Annotated in this window: 19 protein-coding genes; 3 read left to right on the forward strand and 16 right to left on the reverse strand. The window is 68.8% G+C overall.

The window, feature by feature from the left end; translation table 11 throughout:
- On the forward strand, nucleotides 1-251 hold a 251-nt coding region (locus IMZ11_RS33765; RefSeq protein ID WP_228646456.1), incomplete at its 5' end, for a hypothetical protein.
- Between the two features lie 206 nt (nucleotides 252-457).
- Here IMZ11_RS33765 and IMZ11_RS33770 read toward each other — a convergent pair.
- From IMZ11_RS33770 to IMZ11_RS33785, 5 genes are all read right to left on the reverse strand, one after another.
- A complete protein-coding gene (locus IMZ11_RS33770; RefSeq protein WP_228646457.1) occupies nucleotides 458-1,186 on the reverse strand; it encodes an AAA family ATPase in 729 nt (242 codons plus the stop codon).
- 3 nt (nucleotides 1,187-1,189) lie between these two features.
- Nucleotides 1,190-2,035, reverse strand: a complete 846-nt coding sequence (locus tag IMZ11_RS33775; RefSeq protein WP_228646458.1) for an aminoglycoside phosphotransferase — start codon at nucleotides 2,033-2,035, stop codon at nucleotides 1,190-1,192.
- Nucleotides 2,036-2,041: 6 nt separating this feature from the next.
- Nucleotides 2,042-3,004: a radical SAM protein gene (locus IMZ11_RS33780; RefSeq protein ID WP_228646459.1), complete on the reverse strand. Its 963-nt coding sequence runs from the start codon at nucleotides 3,002-3,004 to the stop codon at nucleotides 2,042-2,044.
- 195 nt (nucleotides 3,005-3,199) lie between these two features.
- Nucleotides 3,200-3,334, reverse strand: coding sequence for a hypothetical protein (locus tag IMZ11_RS45715; protein WP_255707492.1), 135 nt, complete (start codon nucleotides 3,332-3,334; stop codon nucleotides 3,200-3,202).
- A 15-nt stretch (nucleotides 3,335-3,349) separates the two neighbouring features.
- Complete coding sequence (locus IMZ11_RS33785) at nucleotides 3,350-3,772, reverse strand: hypothetical protein (protein WP_228646460.1); 423 nt, start codon at nucleotides 3,770-3,772, stop codon at nucleotides 3,350-3,352.
- 177 nt (nucleotides 3,773-3,949) lie between these two features.
- Between IMZ11_RS33785 and IMZ11_RS33790 the strand changes: the two genes are divergently transcribed.
- Nucleotides 3,950-4,993: a helix-turn-helix transcriptional regulator gene (locus IMZ11_RS33790; protein WP_228646461.1), complete on the forward strand. Its 1,044-nt coding sequence runs from the start codon at nucleotides 3,950-3,952 to the stop codon at nucleotides 4,991-4,993.
- Here IMZ11_RS33790 and IMZ11_RS33795 read toward each other — a convergent pair.
- The 8 genes from IMZ11_RS33795 to IMZ11_RS33830 all read right to left on the reverse strand — a co-directional run bounded on the left by IMZ11_RS33795 (nucleotide 4,990) and on the right by IMZ11_RS33830 (nucleotide 11,629).
- Entirely contained in the window at nucleotides 4,990-5,208 is a 219-nt protein-coding gene (locus IMZ11_RS33795) for a hypothetical protein (RefSeq protein WP_228646462.1), read from the reverse strand. The two genes, IMZ11_RS33790 and IMZ11_RS33795, sit on opposite strands and share 4 nt — an antisense overlap.
- 516 nt (nucleotides 5,209-5,724) lie before the next feature.
- Entirely contained in the window at nucleotides 5,725-5,991 is a 267-nt protein-coding gene (locus IMZ11_RS33800; protein WP_228646463.1) for a hypothetical protein, read from the reverse strand.
- Nucleotides 5,992-6,114: 123 nt separating this feature from the next.
- The gene (locus IMZ11_RS33805; protein ID WP_228646464.1) at nucleotides 6,115-6,945 is read right to left on the reverse strand and encodes a peptidoglycan-binding domain-containing protein; all 831 of its coding nucleotides are present in this window, start codon (nucleotides 6,943-6,945) and stop codon (nucleotides 6,115-6,117) included.
- A gap of 11 nt (nucleotides 6,946-6,956) precedes the next feature.
- Nucleotides 6,957-7,268 (reverse strand): hypothetical protein, encoded by a 312-nt coding sequence (locus tag IMZ11_RS33810; RefSeq protein WP_228646465.1) that lies wholly within the window; start codon nucleotides 7,266-7,268, stop codon nucleotides 6,957-6,959.
- A gap of 100 nt (nucleotides 7,269-7,368) precedes the next feature.
- Nucleotides 7,369-8,214 carry a hypothetical protein gene (locus tag IMZ11_RS33815; RefSeq protein WP_228646466.1) on the reverse strand — a complete coding sequence of 282 codons (846 nt, stop codon included), beginning with the start codon at nucleotides 8,212-8,214 and terminating at the stop codon, nucleotides 7,369-7,371.
- A 13-nt stretch (nucleotides 8,215-8,227) separates the two neighbouring features.
- Nucleotides 8,228-8,983, reverse strand: a complete 756-nt coding sequence (locus tag IMZ11_RS33820) for a hypothetical protein (RefSeq protein ID WP_228646467.1) — start codon at nucleotides 8,981-8,983, stop codon at nucleotides 8,228-8,230.
- A complete protein-coding gene (locus IMZ11_RS33825; protein WP_228646468.1) occupies nucleotides 8,980-10,161 on the reverse strand; it encodes a hypothetical protein in 1,182 nt (393 codons plus the stop codon). Before IMZ11_RS33825 ends, IMZ11_RS33820 begins: the two co-directional genes overlap by 4 nt.
- Nucleotides 10,162-10,174: 13 nt before the next feature.
- Nucleotides 10,175-11,629, reverse strand: a complete 1,455-nt coding sequence (locus IMZ11_RS33830) for a phage tail domain-containing protein (protein ID WP_228646469.1) — start codon at nucleotides 11,627-11,629, stop codon at nucleotides 10,175-10,177.
- A gap of 28 nt (nucleotides 11,630-11,657) precedes the next feature.
- Here IMZ11_RS33830 and IMZ11_RS33835 point away from each other — a divergent pair, with 28 nt between their 5' ends.
- Nucleotides 11,658-11,864: a hypothetical protein gene (locus tag IMZ11_RS33835; RefSeq protein WP_228646470.1), complete on the forward strand. Its 207-nt coding sequence runs from the start codon at nucleotides 11,658-11,660 to the stop codon at nucleotides 11,862-11,864.
- Between the two features lie 232 nt (nucleotides 11,865-12,096).
- Here IMZ11_RS33835 and IMZ11_RS33840 read toward each other — a convergent pair whose 3' ends face one another.
- Genes IMZ11_RS33840 through IMZ11_RS33850 form a run of 3 tightly spaced genes read right to left on the reverse strand, consistent with a single transcriptional unit; the run spans nucleotide 12,097 to nucleotide 13,089 of the window.
- A complete protein-coding gene (locus IMZ11_RS33840; RefSeq protein ID WP_228646471.1) occupies nucleotides 12,097-12,546 on the reverse strand; it encodes a hypothetical protein in 450 nt (149 codons plus the stop codon).
- Nucleotide 12,547: 1 nt separating this feature from the next.
- Nucleotides 12,548-12,817 (reverse strand): hypothetical protein, encoded by a 270-nt coding sequence (locus tag IMZ11_RS33845; RefSeq protein ID WP_228646472.1) that lies wholly within the window; start codon nucleotides 12,815-12,817, stop codon nucleotides 12,548-12,550.
- Nucleotides 12,814-13,089, reverse strand: a complete 276-nt coding sequence (locus IMZ11_RS33850) for a hypothetical protein (RefSeq protein WP_228646473.1) — start codon at nucleotides 13,087-13,089, stop codon at nucleotides 12,814-12,816. The genes IMZ11_RS33845 and IMZ11_RS33850 overlap by 4 nt, the downstream gene beginning before the upstream one ends.
- Nucleotides 13,090-13,111 lie beyond the last annotated feature (22 nt).

Raw genomic sequence — 13,111 nt, forward strand, 5'->3', positions numbered from 1 at the left:
CGCTCCGCGCGGCCGCCGGGACGCTGCCCGCGAGGGAGATGCGCGGCGTGAAGCCGGTCGCCGAGGTTCTGGCCGCGTTCGGCGATGATGAGAAGCTGCTGCCGGGGGAGTTGGCCGAGCGGCTGGGCTGGTCGCGCGGGAAGGTCGCCGAGGTGCTTGCGGGGGTGCCGGTCCGGCAGCTGTGGCGGGACGGGGCGAACATCGGCCGCGGCTATCAGCGGGCGGACGTAGCCGGTAGAGCAGGCTGTTAGGGGCCTGATAGGGCAAGGGCCCGCGCTATGACCTAGCGCGGGCCCTCACGCGTTCTGAGCTGCGACCTAACGGCCATAACGCCAGCTTCCGCATTGTTGAGGATGGCCTCAAAAATGAGCGCAGGGGTACGCGCTGCGGCGTACCCCTGTGTTCGAGGGGGTCGACCCGGCCTCGTCGACAGCGTCGACTACGGCGAGATCAGGAGTTACTCAGCCAGCACGTGACGCAGGTAGAAGTCCGGCTTGGCCAGGTATCGCCGCCAGTGGTCCACCACCTGCAACTTCTCCCACTCGGTGGCGTGAATGCCCTCTCCGTTGAGCTCCAAGATTTGAGCGCCGGGCAGGCTCGCCAGGATCGGCGAGTGGGTGGCGCACACGATCTGCCCGCCTTCCTTGGCTACATGATCCATGAGACCGATCAGCCGCAGGCACGAGTTGAACGACAGCGCCGCCTCGGGCTCGTCCATCAGATAGAGGCCCGGCCCGGACACCATGCGGTCGAGCACGGTGAAGAAGCCCTCGCCGTGGGACTGCTCGGTGAGGTCCTCATCCCAGAAGCCAAGCCGACCGGACACGTTCTGTCCGAGGTTGAACAGCGTCTCGGCGCGGAAGAAGAACCCCCGCCGCTTCAGCCGGGGCCCGTGGAGCAGCCGCAGGCCGGCGACGGTCAGCTCCGGGTCGACGACTTCGCCCAGGAGCGTGGTGGGTCCGCGGCTGGCGTACTTCGTGCCGGCCTTGCCGCCTTCGGAGTTGATGCCGCACGCGTCAGCGATGGCTTCCACGATCGTGGACTTGCCGGAGCCGTTCTCGCCGACGAGGAACGTCACGGGCGCGGTGAACTTCAGACCGCGGCGGGCGAGCTGCTGCACAGCGGGGAGGGTGAAGGGCCATTCGTCCGGGACGCGGCCGGGAACGCGCAGGCGGCTGAGCAGCACGCGTTACCTCCTCTTGGCAGGTTGCAACAGGTCTGCCGCGTAGGCCCGGACGGGACCAGAGAGCGTCGGATAGTCGCCTCCGGTCGCCCGGTCGAGGATGTGCGCCGCAGCGGAGAGTTGCGCAAGGCGGCCGGTCGGGGTGTCGAGCAGGTCGGCAAACGTCTCATGGACTCGGGCGGCCAGGTCGGGGATCGGGAGGCTGTGCAGGTAGAGGACGGCGGCGCCGTACCCGGCCGGCGCGGTGCCCCAGTACTCCCAGTCCAGGATGTGCAGTTGTGGCTGGGTGAGGTTGGCCCAATGCAGATCGGTGTGCTCCGTCCGCAGCACAGGCGTGGGAGTGTCGATCGACTGGCCGTAGAACTCCTCAACGCGGCGGACAGCGTCGCGCGGGTCATGGTCGCCACGCATCGTCGGCGTGGCCGCGAGGACGTCGAGCGCACCGCGCAACTCGGACCACCAGGCGGCTGGCAGGGCGACGGGTGCGGCCAGCTCGGGAGTGAGAGAACACGGCTGATCCGGCACGTACGTCAGCAGTTCACCGTAGATCACGACAGGCGGCTCGGCCCATTCGACACGGTCGATCAGGGCCGGTTTCGGGACGCCGATGATCGCGGCGGCGTCGCGGTTGCCGAACCACGCTTCGCCGCCTGCCCAATCGTCATGTTCGGCTGTCGTCCGGAGCCAGAACCGGCCGCCCTTGGCGTGGGCGGCCGATCCGATGGTGCGGTCACGCCAGCCGAACACGACGGGGCCGACCGGGGTCACGCCGAGCCGTTCCGCGGCCTCGAGGAGGATGCGGCGCAGGAAGCGGCGCTGCCCGGAGTCGGCAGAGCGGGTTCGGCTGGTCACGTGCTATCACTTCTCCGGCTTGCACCTGTCCGGGCCGCACTTGTTCGGCACGCAGTTCAGGCCAGGATTACACACCCGGTCTTTCGGCGCGCACGGCCCACACGAGTATTTCGGCGCGCAGTTCCCTGACGGCCCGCAGTTGTTGGCGGGCTTGCACGATGGGCTGCACGATGGGCTGCACTTCGGGTTGCACGTCTTGGGGGCGCACTCACCCATGGTGGTGGTGAACTGTCCGCGCAGGTCGCCGATGACCCGCGCGAACGTTTCGCTTGTGGCGATGTCGGCCAGGGACATCTCGCGGACGTTCCCGACCGGCAGCCAGCGTGAGAACACACACGGCCACACCTCGCCCGAGGGCGAGATGGCGATCTTTCGGTCACCACACTGCCCACAAAGCTGCTCGACACCGGGCCCGTTCTCGCGGACGCCGCGGCCGACCTCGCGCAGGTCGTCGTAGCCGACGTCGGGGACGCCGAGCCGCTCCAGGAGGGCGATGCCCTCGCCGGAACGCTGCCCGCCGAGGACGCCGATCACGCCGGCGCGGAGTGGGATACCGAACTCCTGAGCACGGGCGATGTTCTTCGTCGTGACTTTCAGTGTCGGCCGCCGGGTGATGGCCTGGTGTTCGCTGGCATCGTCGGAGTAGTACGAGGTGGCCAGGCGGACGCCCGGCTGGCGGAACACCTGCCACATGGCCGGGGTGACATGGACGAGGTTGGTGTAGATCTCGACCTCGACAGCGGCATCGAGCGCGTGACGGACGAGCATGGGCAAGTCGGGGTGCAGAGTCGGCTCGCCGCCGATGAATTGCACCATGGACACGCCCAGGGCTGCCCCTTGGTCGATGACGCGCATCCAGTCCTCGCTGGTCATCGTCCCGTGCGTGCCGTTCGGGCCGCTGGAGGCGTAGCAGTGGCCGCATTCGAGCTGGCACTTTCCGGTGATCTCCAACCACATGAAGTCGATCACGGCGCGTTCCTTTCAGGAGAGGGGAAGGAACTTGTGGTGCCGCGGCCCCGGGGTGGTGCGCGCCGCCGTCCCACGGGGGAGGGACAGCCGGGTTCGCCCCGGGGCCACGGGGTGTGCCTGGCAGACCCCGGTGTCAGGCCGCTGGGCGTGGGCCGGACGGAATGGAAGGCGCGGGGTCTGCCAGAGAGCGGGGGGTTACGTGGTGTGGTCGCAGTCGTGAGGGGCGGCGGCCGGAGCATCGACGGCCGCGGTCGGCATGGTGTCCGGCCGGCGGCGGTTGGCCATCATCTCGGCGACCGTCAGGTGCAGCCGCAGCATGAGGTCGTACATCAGCGGTCCTCGCTATCAGATGGGGTTGCGCATCGAGTCCGGGATGGGATCCGCCGGCGGATGGAGTTTCATGATCTTCGCGTGCCGCTCGGCGACTCGGTCAGCGGCGGTGATCGGGTCGGATGCGGGACCCTGCGCCATTAGCGGCCCGCGGGCGTCGCGTTCGCCGGTGGGCCACCGGTACCAGCGGCCGTTCGTCACCACGAGCAGGCCGTGCGCCACGGAGACGAAGGCGACGCGGTCGCCCTGGTGGACGTCGGTGAGGATCTCGTGACGGAGGCGGAGCGCCCGTTGGAGCCGCCGCGCGGCGGTCGCCGCCGGGTTTCTGTCCGCCTGCGCCGTCTGGGCGGGCAGGTCTCTCACGACGGCGAGATAGGCATCCGCGCGCATCATCGTGGCCGTGCCGCCGCCCAAGGTGGGGGCATTAAGGTAATTCACGGGTCAGGACAGCCTTCCTGATCAAGGGTCCGTCAGACGCGTGCCGCGCGTTCTGGCGGATCCGCCTTTTCCGCTGCCGGGCATTTCCCCGGTCAGCGCCGTGCTCCGCCCATGATGGGCACCGAATGGCGCGGATTCGATACCGAGGGTGTATATCGGCGGCGTATTGTCGCGGCTATGAGCCGGTCGGCATCCTGGACTGATGTCCGTCTACGCGCCGCGTGGGCGCGCAGCGACTGGGCTGCGGTTTTCCGTGAATACCGGCGGGCGGCCGGAATTTCCCAGTTAAAGCTGGGCGAATTGGTAGATATGCCCCAACCGCATGTGTCCTCTATTGAGAATGGACGCAGACAGATCACCTCAGCAGACGTGATCGCGCGGATCATGAGGGGATTGCAGGTGCCCGAAGAACTCGGCGGGGTCGCACGCAACAACGAGGAACTGGCCGAGTGGGCGCCATCCCCGGAACTGAGGGAACGGATCGCGCACGCGCACACCACCGGCCACACGGACATCCGTACCGCGGACTGGATCGGCCGAGTCCTCGCCGAGCACCGCCGCGCCGAAGACAACGTCGGCGGCCGCGACCTGTGGCCCGTCGTCCGCTCCCAGCTCGACACGGTCACCCGACTCATCCCCGGCACATCCGGCCCTACCGCCGACCGACTGCTCGTTCTCGCCGGCGAACACGCCCACTGGCTGTCATGGGTCGCCGCCGAGCACGGCCGGTACGGGCCGGCACTCGCCTGGCTTGACCTCGCGCACGGGTGGGCGGCCGACGCCGGCCACGACGACCTCTCCTCATGGGTGATGCGGGTCCGCTCCTACTACAGCCTCACCCACGGGGACCCTGCGCGGGCTCTGCGTACCGCTGAGACGGCCCGCCGCCCGTCGTCGCTGTCACCAGCTGCGCTGTCGGTGGCGACGCACACGGCCGCCATGGCAGCCGCGGCGGTCGGCGAGCGGGACCAGGCACGCAGGTTGGCGGATGAGGCGTTCGAGCTGGCGTTGCGGGCGCCGGAAGCTGAGGAGCGGCCGGACTGGCTGTACTGGCTGGATCCGGTCCGCGCCCGGCTGCATCACGCGGACGCGGCGTACGCGATGCGGGACTGGCGTACGGCGGCGGACGGGTTCCGGGAGGCGTTGCCGAGCCTGGCGGAGTACCCGAGAGATCACGCCTATTACGAGGCGCGACTTGAGGACGCCCGCCAGCGGGTCTAAGCCCGCTCGGTGTTGATGATGACCGCGTCCGTGCCGCCGTGGTGGTCGCGGATCGCGGTGAGCATTTGGCCGATGCTGGGGCCGTAGCTGTAGTGCTTCCCGTTCAGCTCGAACCCGTCTCCGGTGTCGGGGAAGGTGAACTGGTTCCGCTGCTCGCTGCCGGACTGGTGTTCGCCGGTGTCGTCGAGTAGGCGGTAGGTGATCCACATGTCCACGCTGTACCTCCGGTCGCCCGGGTCGGATGGCGTACGGAGTTGAGGCTATGACGTACGCCACACGCATGTGAGGGATTCAGCGGATCTTGACGGACCAAGACATCTTGAAGCCTGCACGGCTGTAACGGACGTGCAGGCGGCTGACCAAGCTTTTTCCCGGCGCCGGGAATTAGGTATTTCGGACAAAACGGAATCGACTCCCGCAGGTCTGCGGGAGTCATCGACCGAGGCCAGTTGTGGCCGAGACGGCCACAACCGTTCCCTTGGGGGGAACGTTTCGTTCCCCCTGCATCACGCTGGACATGACGATGCCCCGCCGCTCGCGAGGGGTTACGGGCTTCCCCGTTTTTGAGGCCACCTTCGAAAACGGGGAGCTGCATATCCCCAAGGGATATGCAGGGGTACGGACTACGCCGTACCCCTGCGCCAACGCTAAGGCGTGCAATCCCGGGCACGACGAAGCCGCCCCTGCCCACCCGTGAAGGGTGAGCAGGGGCGGCTCCTCGAGGGCGCGGCCTACTGGGCGCGCCGGATCCCGGTACTTCTCGCTACGGCGTAGGTCGGCTGGGACTTCCAGCCGAGCAGGACACCGGCCGTCGGCCACTTGGCCTCCAGCAGCCGCACCAGCGTGTAGAACGCCGAGACGAGCAGCGAGCCGAACGCGAGTGCGGACGCCTCGACGGGCAGGTCGATGCCGAAACTGGCCAGCCACGCGGCGAGTGTCGGCACCCAGGCGGCCACGTTGGTGCGCAGCCAGGACACGAACCAGTCGGACAGGGACATGGGCCCCTCCTCGGGGGGATGGCCGCCCTCATTTCGGGGCGGAAAACAAGAAGACCCGCCGCGTATGGGCAGGTCAGGGCAAGTGTGGAAAAGCCGGTGATAATATCGGCGGCTTTTGAAAGGTCAGTTCGTCTCGTCGATCTGGCCCGGCTCGGGCTCGCCGGTCGCTGGCGGCCGCCAGGACCACGTCATGTCCCACGTCTGCTCGTCGACCTGGCCGGTGGCCTTGAGTCCGGTAGCGCGCTGGTAGCCGCGGCACACCGCGAGGGACTGCGGGCCGTAAATGCCGTCGACGTCGATCGTCCAGCCGCGCCGCGCGAGCTTCTCCTGCCAGAGCCGGACGTCGGCGCCCCGCATCATCGGCGAGGTGACCCTGAGCGTCCGGCCGGGCCACTTCGGGATCCCGTCTTCCAGCACGATCTTGATGAGGTCCTCCTTCGGCTCGGCGGGCTTGCCCGCGACGATCGCCTTCGCCCGCTGGATGATCTCGGCCTTCTGCGCCACGATCCGCGGGCCCGGGCAGGACAGATGCTTGCCCCAGGCGGGGCCGCCCATCGCGTGGTGCCCGAGCCCCCGGCCGGACGGCGAGGTCGCGATCTGGAGCGGCACGCGGTGCACCTTGTGAGCCCACGCGAGGACCTGCGCGCACCGGTCGAGCTGCTCGTCGGTGAGCATGTCCCCACCGTGGCCTTCGTTCTCGATGCTGATCCAGTGCGGGTTCCCGGCGGCCTGCGTCCAGGCCTTGTCCCGGGTGTCCACCCACTGACGGAGCGCACCGGCGCGCCCGGTGCCGAAATGCGACGAGGCCTGCGCGCGCTCATTCCGGAACCATGCGTCCGTTCCGGCGAGGGTGCCGGCCATGATGTGCAGCACCACGCCGCGGACCTCGACCTGGCCGCCCCGGGTGTAGTTGACGTCGATCGGGCACCACTCGGCGCCTGGCATCCGAGCCATGGTCAGACCTCCTACGGGTTGAGCTTGAAGGCGATCACCAGCGCGGCGCCGACGATCGTGACGATCAGGGAGAGCCCAGCGGCGAGGAGCGCGCCGACGACCATCCGCCGGTCGGCCGTCTTCTTATCCCGCTCGGCCTTGAGCTCCTCCCGGAGTTGCGCAATGTCCTCCACCAGCCCGGCCCGGTGCGCCTCGTACAGGTCTCTGGTCACCATCTGAGAGATGGTCTGCGCGACCTCGGCGAGGCGCCGGTTCAGCTCGGTGTCCATGCGCTCCAGCGTCCGGGCCAGCTCGTAGAGCGTCGGCTCCCCTGTGGTCGTCACCAGACCCCCTTGACGGCGGTCGCCCACCAGGCGAGGGCAAGGCGGCCTTGCTCGGTCCGGGCCAGGTCGTCGAGGGTGCGCAGAAGCACGCGAAGACGGCTCATCCGGTCAGCCCCGCGTTGCTGTTGCGGCGCTGACGGGCAGCGACCAGCGCCGCAGCTCCGCGCCCGAGCGATGCCGACGTCAGCTCGGCCCCGGCGGGGACGAGCTTCGGCACGTCCCGAGAGAAGCCGAAGACCAGCGGCCGGCGAAGTGCGAGCGCGGCCTTGTCGGCTGCCTTCTCGGCCGAGTCGATGAGGAACTCGTCCCGCGCGCGTCGAGCGGCGACCCGGCGGGCGTCCAGTGGGCCGCCCTCGAGGAGTGGCGCGAGCGGATGCGCAGGCGCTTGGATGTTGCGGCCGAGGCGGAAGCGCGCGGGCAGCGGACGCTCTTCGGCGGTGCACTGCTCCTCGTAGACGTCGATGACCTCAGACCGGAAGTCGAGCGCGGCCTGGCGGTCGGCGCGCGGGGCGTGCTCGTACCGCATCAGATGGGCCCGCACGGCGTCAGCGTGCGCGAGCATAATCTCCCGCCGCTCGTCGTAGGGCATCCGCGGCGTGCGCGGGTCCGGCATGTCGGCGAGCGCCGCGACCACCTTGTGCACGCCCGGGTCGGGGCTCTCGAGCGCGAGGGGGTCGTCGAGCTGGAACGGGGGCAGGTGCAGGATCGTGTCGACGATGCCCTCGAGGTCGTCGACGTCGAACCCGTACGTCGCGCACATGCTTTCCAGCCTGGCGTGCGGGATGGTCATCCCGTTGTTCACACCCGTGCCGCCCTCCGGGTGCGGCAGGTCCGGCCAGTGGAAATGCAGCCCCCACGCGGGATGCACGTCGTCCAGGTCGGCCTGGACGTTCCCGAGCGCTCCCGAGTAGGACGCTTCGCAGTCCCAGATCTGCCCGAGCTCCATATGTATCTCCTGGTCAGTGGCGGAAAGAGCACTGGTAGATCGCGACGGACTGGGCGATGGACCAGGAAACCGTGTACCGGTCGTTGGAGGAGGCGGTGATGGCCCACTCGACCTTGCCGTCCGTCGTGCTGCCGGGCCGGAAGCCGATGATCGGGCCCATGTTGCTGTCCATCGTGTGGGGGTAGACGATGATCCATCCGAGGTTGGATCCGCCGATGGTCGTCGAGCCCCACAGCAGGCCGGCGTTGGACGCCAGCGACCCGTAGTCATCCCACTTGCCGAAGTGACGGCAGATGTTCTCGCCGAATCTGAAATAGTTCTGCGATCCGCCGTCATTCCGGTACCCGAATGAGGCAGCCTGCGATCCCCAGTCGGCGAATCCGCCGTTGTTCCCGGTGCCGTCGGGGTCGCGGATCTGCATGCGTACGGACTCGCTGCCGAGCTGCAGCTCGGCCGAGGCGGTCCCGGCCTGGTTCACGCCCGAGGTGATGCTGAGTACGGCCTCGCCCGGATAGACCGTGTCCAGGGATCGGATCTTGGAGACGTTCCCGCCACCCGAGGCGGGGATCAGCCAGATCGCCGGCTTATCGTCGCCGGCCGGGTTGATGATGATCCGGTGCCCGGTGAGCGCGGCGACGGTGACCTCGGCGGCCACGATCTTCGCGTACTTCACGTGGCTTCTGGCGGCGGTCATCGCGGCGAGGACCGTACCGCGGAGCCGCTGATACTCCTCGGCCCAGCGGTCGGTGAACGTGGGTACGCCGGTCACGGGGTTCTTGCCTCCTCCAGAACCAGCCGGGCGGTGTCGCTGCCTTGGCCGCGCTGCTTGGGGGTGACCTCCATGCCGACGACACGCCAGCGGGCCCGGAAGCTCGGCGACCCGTCGGGGTTCAGCGGGTTGAGTAGGTCGACGATCGTCACCTGGACGTAGTTGCCGAGCAGGTGCGGATGGATCGGCAGCGTGTCGTCGAACCGCACGGTCAGGTCCGGTACCCGGACGACGCCAGAGCGGGTGTCCCGCCACCAGCGCGCGTACGCGTCCAGTGTGGCCACCTCGAGCACGCCCTGGTAGTCGAGGGTCTGGTCGAGGTATGGCCAGCCCGCGCCGACGAAGTCCATCGCGGTCATGATGTTGCCGAGCAGCGCCTCGGAGGTCTGGGTGATGTCGTCGTTGACCGTGTCGCCTCGGCCGCGCCAGCGGGTTCCGGTGTTGAGCGCGGACGCACCCACGCTGTAGGCGAGCAGGTTGCCGGGCCTGGACACCTCCAGCTCGGTCAGCGGGTCCGTGGCGGGATCGGCGAGGTTCGGGTATCCGGTGACGAAGTCGTGGACCGGCCGGCCGCCGACGCCGAGCGAGGTGCGGACGATCCACTCGAACCCGCCATCGACGGACGCGAGCTCGGTGAGGCGTTGGCCGTACGTCGCCGCCTCCGAGGCGAGATAGGTCCGGTCCCGGAGGACACCGGAGAGGGCGCCCTGGATGCCGATGCCGAGGTCTCCGCCGGGCTCGGCCTGCATGTCCGCCACGAGCGCGTGGGCGATGTCGATCTGGTCCTCTTGGGCGAACGCCAGGTCGTCCCAGATCGTCCGATGGTGCAGGTAGGACGCGATCTGCGCGCCGCGGATCTCGATGGTCCCGCCGTCGGTGCGATCGGATCCTCTGGTGGTGTCCTCCCACACGATGTAGGAGTCCCAAGGCTCCTCGTACGTCGGGCCCTGGTAGACGTCGCAGCGGACGCGCCCGGACCCGGCAGGCGGCGGCCATTCGAGCGGCGCGGGAAACACCTGCCGGACGCGTTCCGCCTCGCCCTTGTTGGTCACCTGGATCGTCGCCGAGAACGAGCCTGGGACGATGATCTGCGACGCGAACTGCGGCTTGTCGAGTTCGAGTGTGGTGATCGGTACTCCGGTGAGGAGGTCACAGAACTCGTAGATCCACGCGGACACGGCTCACTCCCGACTACATCCAGGCGTCCCGATGGAGGACGTTTGCGACGGGCACGGCGCCGCCTGAGGCCGCGTACGTCAAGGTGCTGACCCCGCGCGGGAAGACGAACAGCTGCGGCGGCACCGAGTCGGCCGTGCGGCCAGCGAGCACGTTCGTCTCGCCGTTCCACAGCGCGCGGCCGGCCTTGCAGTCGACGTCGATCCACTCACCCGGGCCGAGAGCGATGTTGAAACCGAGCTTCCGGCCGGACTGGACGATCGTGAAGACCGGGTTCGTGGCCGGGCCGTTGATCCGCAGTGTCGGGTGGGTCGGCGTGTTTCCAATGTTCGTCACCTGGATCGACGAGCCGCGGGCGAGGTCGGCCGTCTGGATGTCGATCCCGTACCGGCGGGGATCGCTGCATACCCACTGGACCGCGATCTGCCCAAGCCCGAGCCTGTACAGCTTGTCCAGGGGCAGGGACCGGTTGATGACGTGGCCGTAGACGAGCCGTGTCACCCCGTCGAGGGTGCGGATCGCGAGCGGCAGCTCCTCCGCCCCCTCGCTGATTGGGGTGCCCTCGACGAACGCGTCGACGTAGTCGGCCATCAGCGCTTTCGGTGCCTTGAGCAGCCCGGTGAAGGTGACGAACCGCTCCTGGCCGTACTTCGATCCGGGCCAGGAACCGTGCTGTGCCGGCTTCGGCATGTTCCCCGAGTCGACGCCGGGGGTGTCGTCCCAGCCCGCCAGGCCGAGCAGCCTGTACGGCGTGCCCCCGCCGAGGAGGTAGCCGTCGTATTCGAGCTGGCCGTCGCGGGTGATGAGCGCTCCGGGCAGTCGGGGCAGGTCCAGGATCGGGGGCAGCACGGTCGCGGCCACAGCGAGCGGCGGCGGGGACACCGTGGTGTCGACCGGGATGACGACCTTCGGCACAGGGACGGAGACGACTGCGGCGACGGTGGCCGGCGCCGCTGTGGTGCCGCGGGCGATCGTCGGCGCCGGGATGCTCACCGTGGCGGCGATGGAGGGTGCGGGGACGGTGGTGTTGCCGCCGGTGAACAGCGTTGGCGCCGGGACGGACACCGTGGCGGCGACCGTGGCCGGTGTTGCGTTCGCGGATCCCGATACCACCGGGGCCGGGAACGTCGCCGCCGCCGCGAGTGTGGCAGGGGTGACGGCTTGCCCGGTCGAGACCGTGGGTGTCCGCACGGTGGCGGTTGCGGCGAGCGCGGCCGGTGTGGCCGTGGCGGGCTGAGACGCCAGCGGACGGAGCTCGACGCCCACACCAGCCCACGACCCGCTCACATCCGTGGACGTCACCGACGTGCTGACGACCGTGCCGGATGACGGTGTCGTTGCTGCCTTGCGGACGACGATGAAGTCCAGCACCACAGCGGACGAGGCTGTGGCCTCGTAGGTGTCGGTCGACGAGAGCGTGTCCGCGCCCGTACCGGTCCCAGCACCGAAAAGCATCAGCGAGTTCGCCACGGTGCTGGTATAAACCGTCGGCGACCAGGTGAGCGAACTTGTGGCGCTTGCCGGACCTGCGAATGTAGCCCCGACCGGGCTGGCTGTGTCCGCACCTGTCGCGACAAAGACCTTCAGGCTGGCCCCACCCGTGGCGCTCCATGCGGCCGTGACCGTCATCGCCGTGGACGTTGTGACCACGGCGGTCGCGATCACGATGCTGTTGTTGGTCAGGTTGGTTTTCGACGACCGCTGAGTGAACGTCAGGCTGTTTGAGCTGGAGATTGTTACGGTCCGGCCTGACCCGCCCGAGTGCGTTATGACGACGAGGACGCTTCCGGCCGGGGGCGTGAACGAGGCCGAGGTCACTGTGGTCCCACTCGTCGAGGCGATCAGCGGGCTCGACGAGTCGATCGCGATAGCCATGTGTCACCCCCCTTTCACATCAGCGGGTCGGCGGGAGGGGCGCCCAGAGTCGGACGCGGCGGCTACGGGACGATCTGGATGGTGACCAACCCATTGGCGTGCGGCTGGATCCTGAACAGGCCGGACACCGTGCTGTAGTCAGCGCCGAAGTTGATGAGCGCGATGGCCTGGTCGAGCAGCGCGTCCGCGTAGATGAGCGCCGCCCGGGCGGCGGTGATCGTCGAGGTGGCCCAGTCGATGTTCCCGCTGTTCCACTTCAACGTGCCGGCCGGGGACTCGGTCAGCGTCGGGGAGGGGAGGAGGGTTCCGCCGGCGGTGTAGCCGGTGCCGGACACTTCGTTAGCGTTGTACGGCGCGCTGCCGTAGGCCGTGTCGCTGCTGAAGTTCGGGGTCACCGAGTTGTTGAACATGGCGACCTTGTGCGTGGTTGCGTCCAGGTCGATGTCCAGATCGGACGTGTCGAGCATGTCCATCCACGTGGGGACGTACAGCCCTGATTTGGTGACCGCCATGTCAGTTCGCCCCTCCCTGGACTGCGACGCCGCCGGGCGTGATCGTCACGCTGCCGGGCTCGGAGATCACCGCCGTCGCCGTGGTGGCGTGCTCCTCGCGCGCCGCCTCCAGCGCCTGGGCGGCCGCCCGATAGGCGGCCTTGGCCTTCGGCGTCTTGTTCTTGAGCCAGGCCGCGCGGGCGGTCTCCAGCTCCTCCGTCAGCGTGCCGACGCGCTCCAGAGCGTCGGCCTGGGCGCGCAGGCGCGCCGCCTCATCTGCTGCAGTACTCACGGCTGCCGCCTCTCTGTGGTTGCGGTGCTGGTGGCCAGGTGGGGGGCGCGGATCGTCACGTCCTGGCCCGTGGACACGCCCATGGAGGCGGAGCGCTCCCGGACCCGGTTCCCGACCCCGTCCTGGACGGTCTTGTAGCGCTCCCCGGTGGAGAGGTGGCCCTCGTCGATCACCCGCTCGGTACGGACGAGCCCAGACGGGTTGAAGCCGACGCCCTTCGCGCGCAGCCATTCGCCGTACGGCACGCCGCACGCCGGGTCGTATCCGGGCATGGGAGGACCACCTCTCGTAGGG

Source organism: Microtetraspora sp. AC03309 (genome assembly GCF_020826795.1).
Taxonomy (GTDB): Bacteria; Actinomycetota; Actinomycetes; order Streptosporangiales; family Streptosporangiaceae; genus Microtetraspora; species Microtetraspora glauca.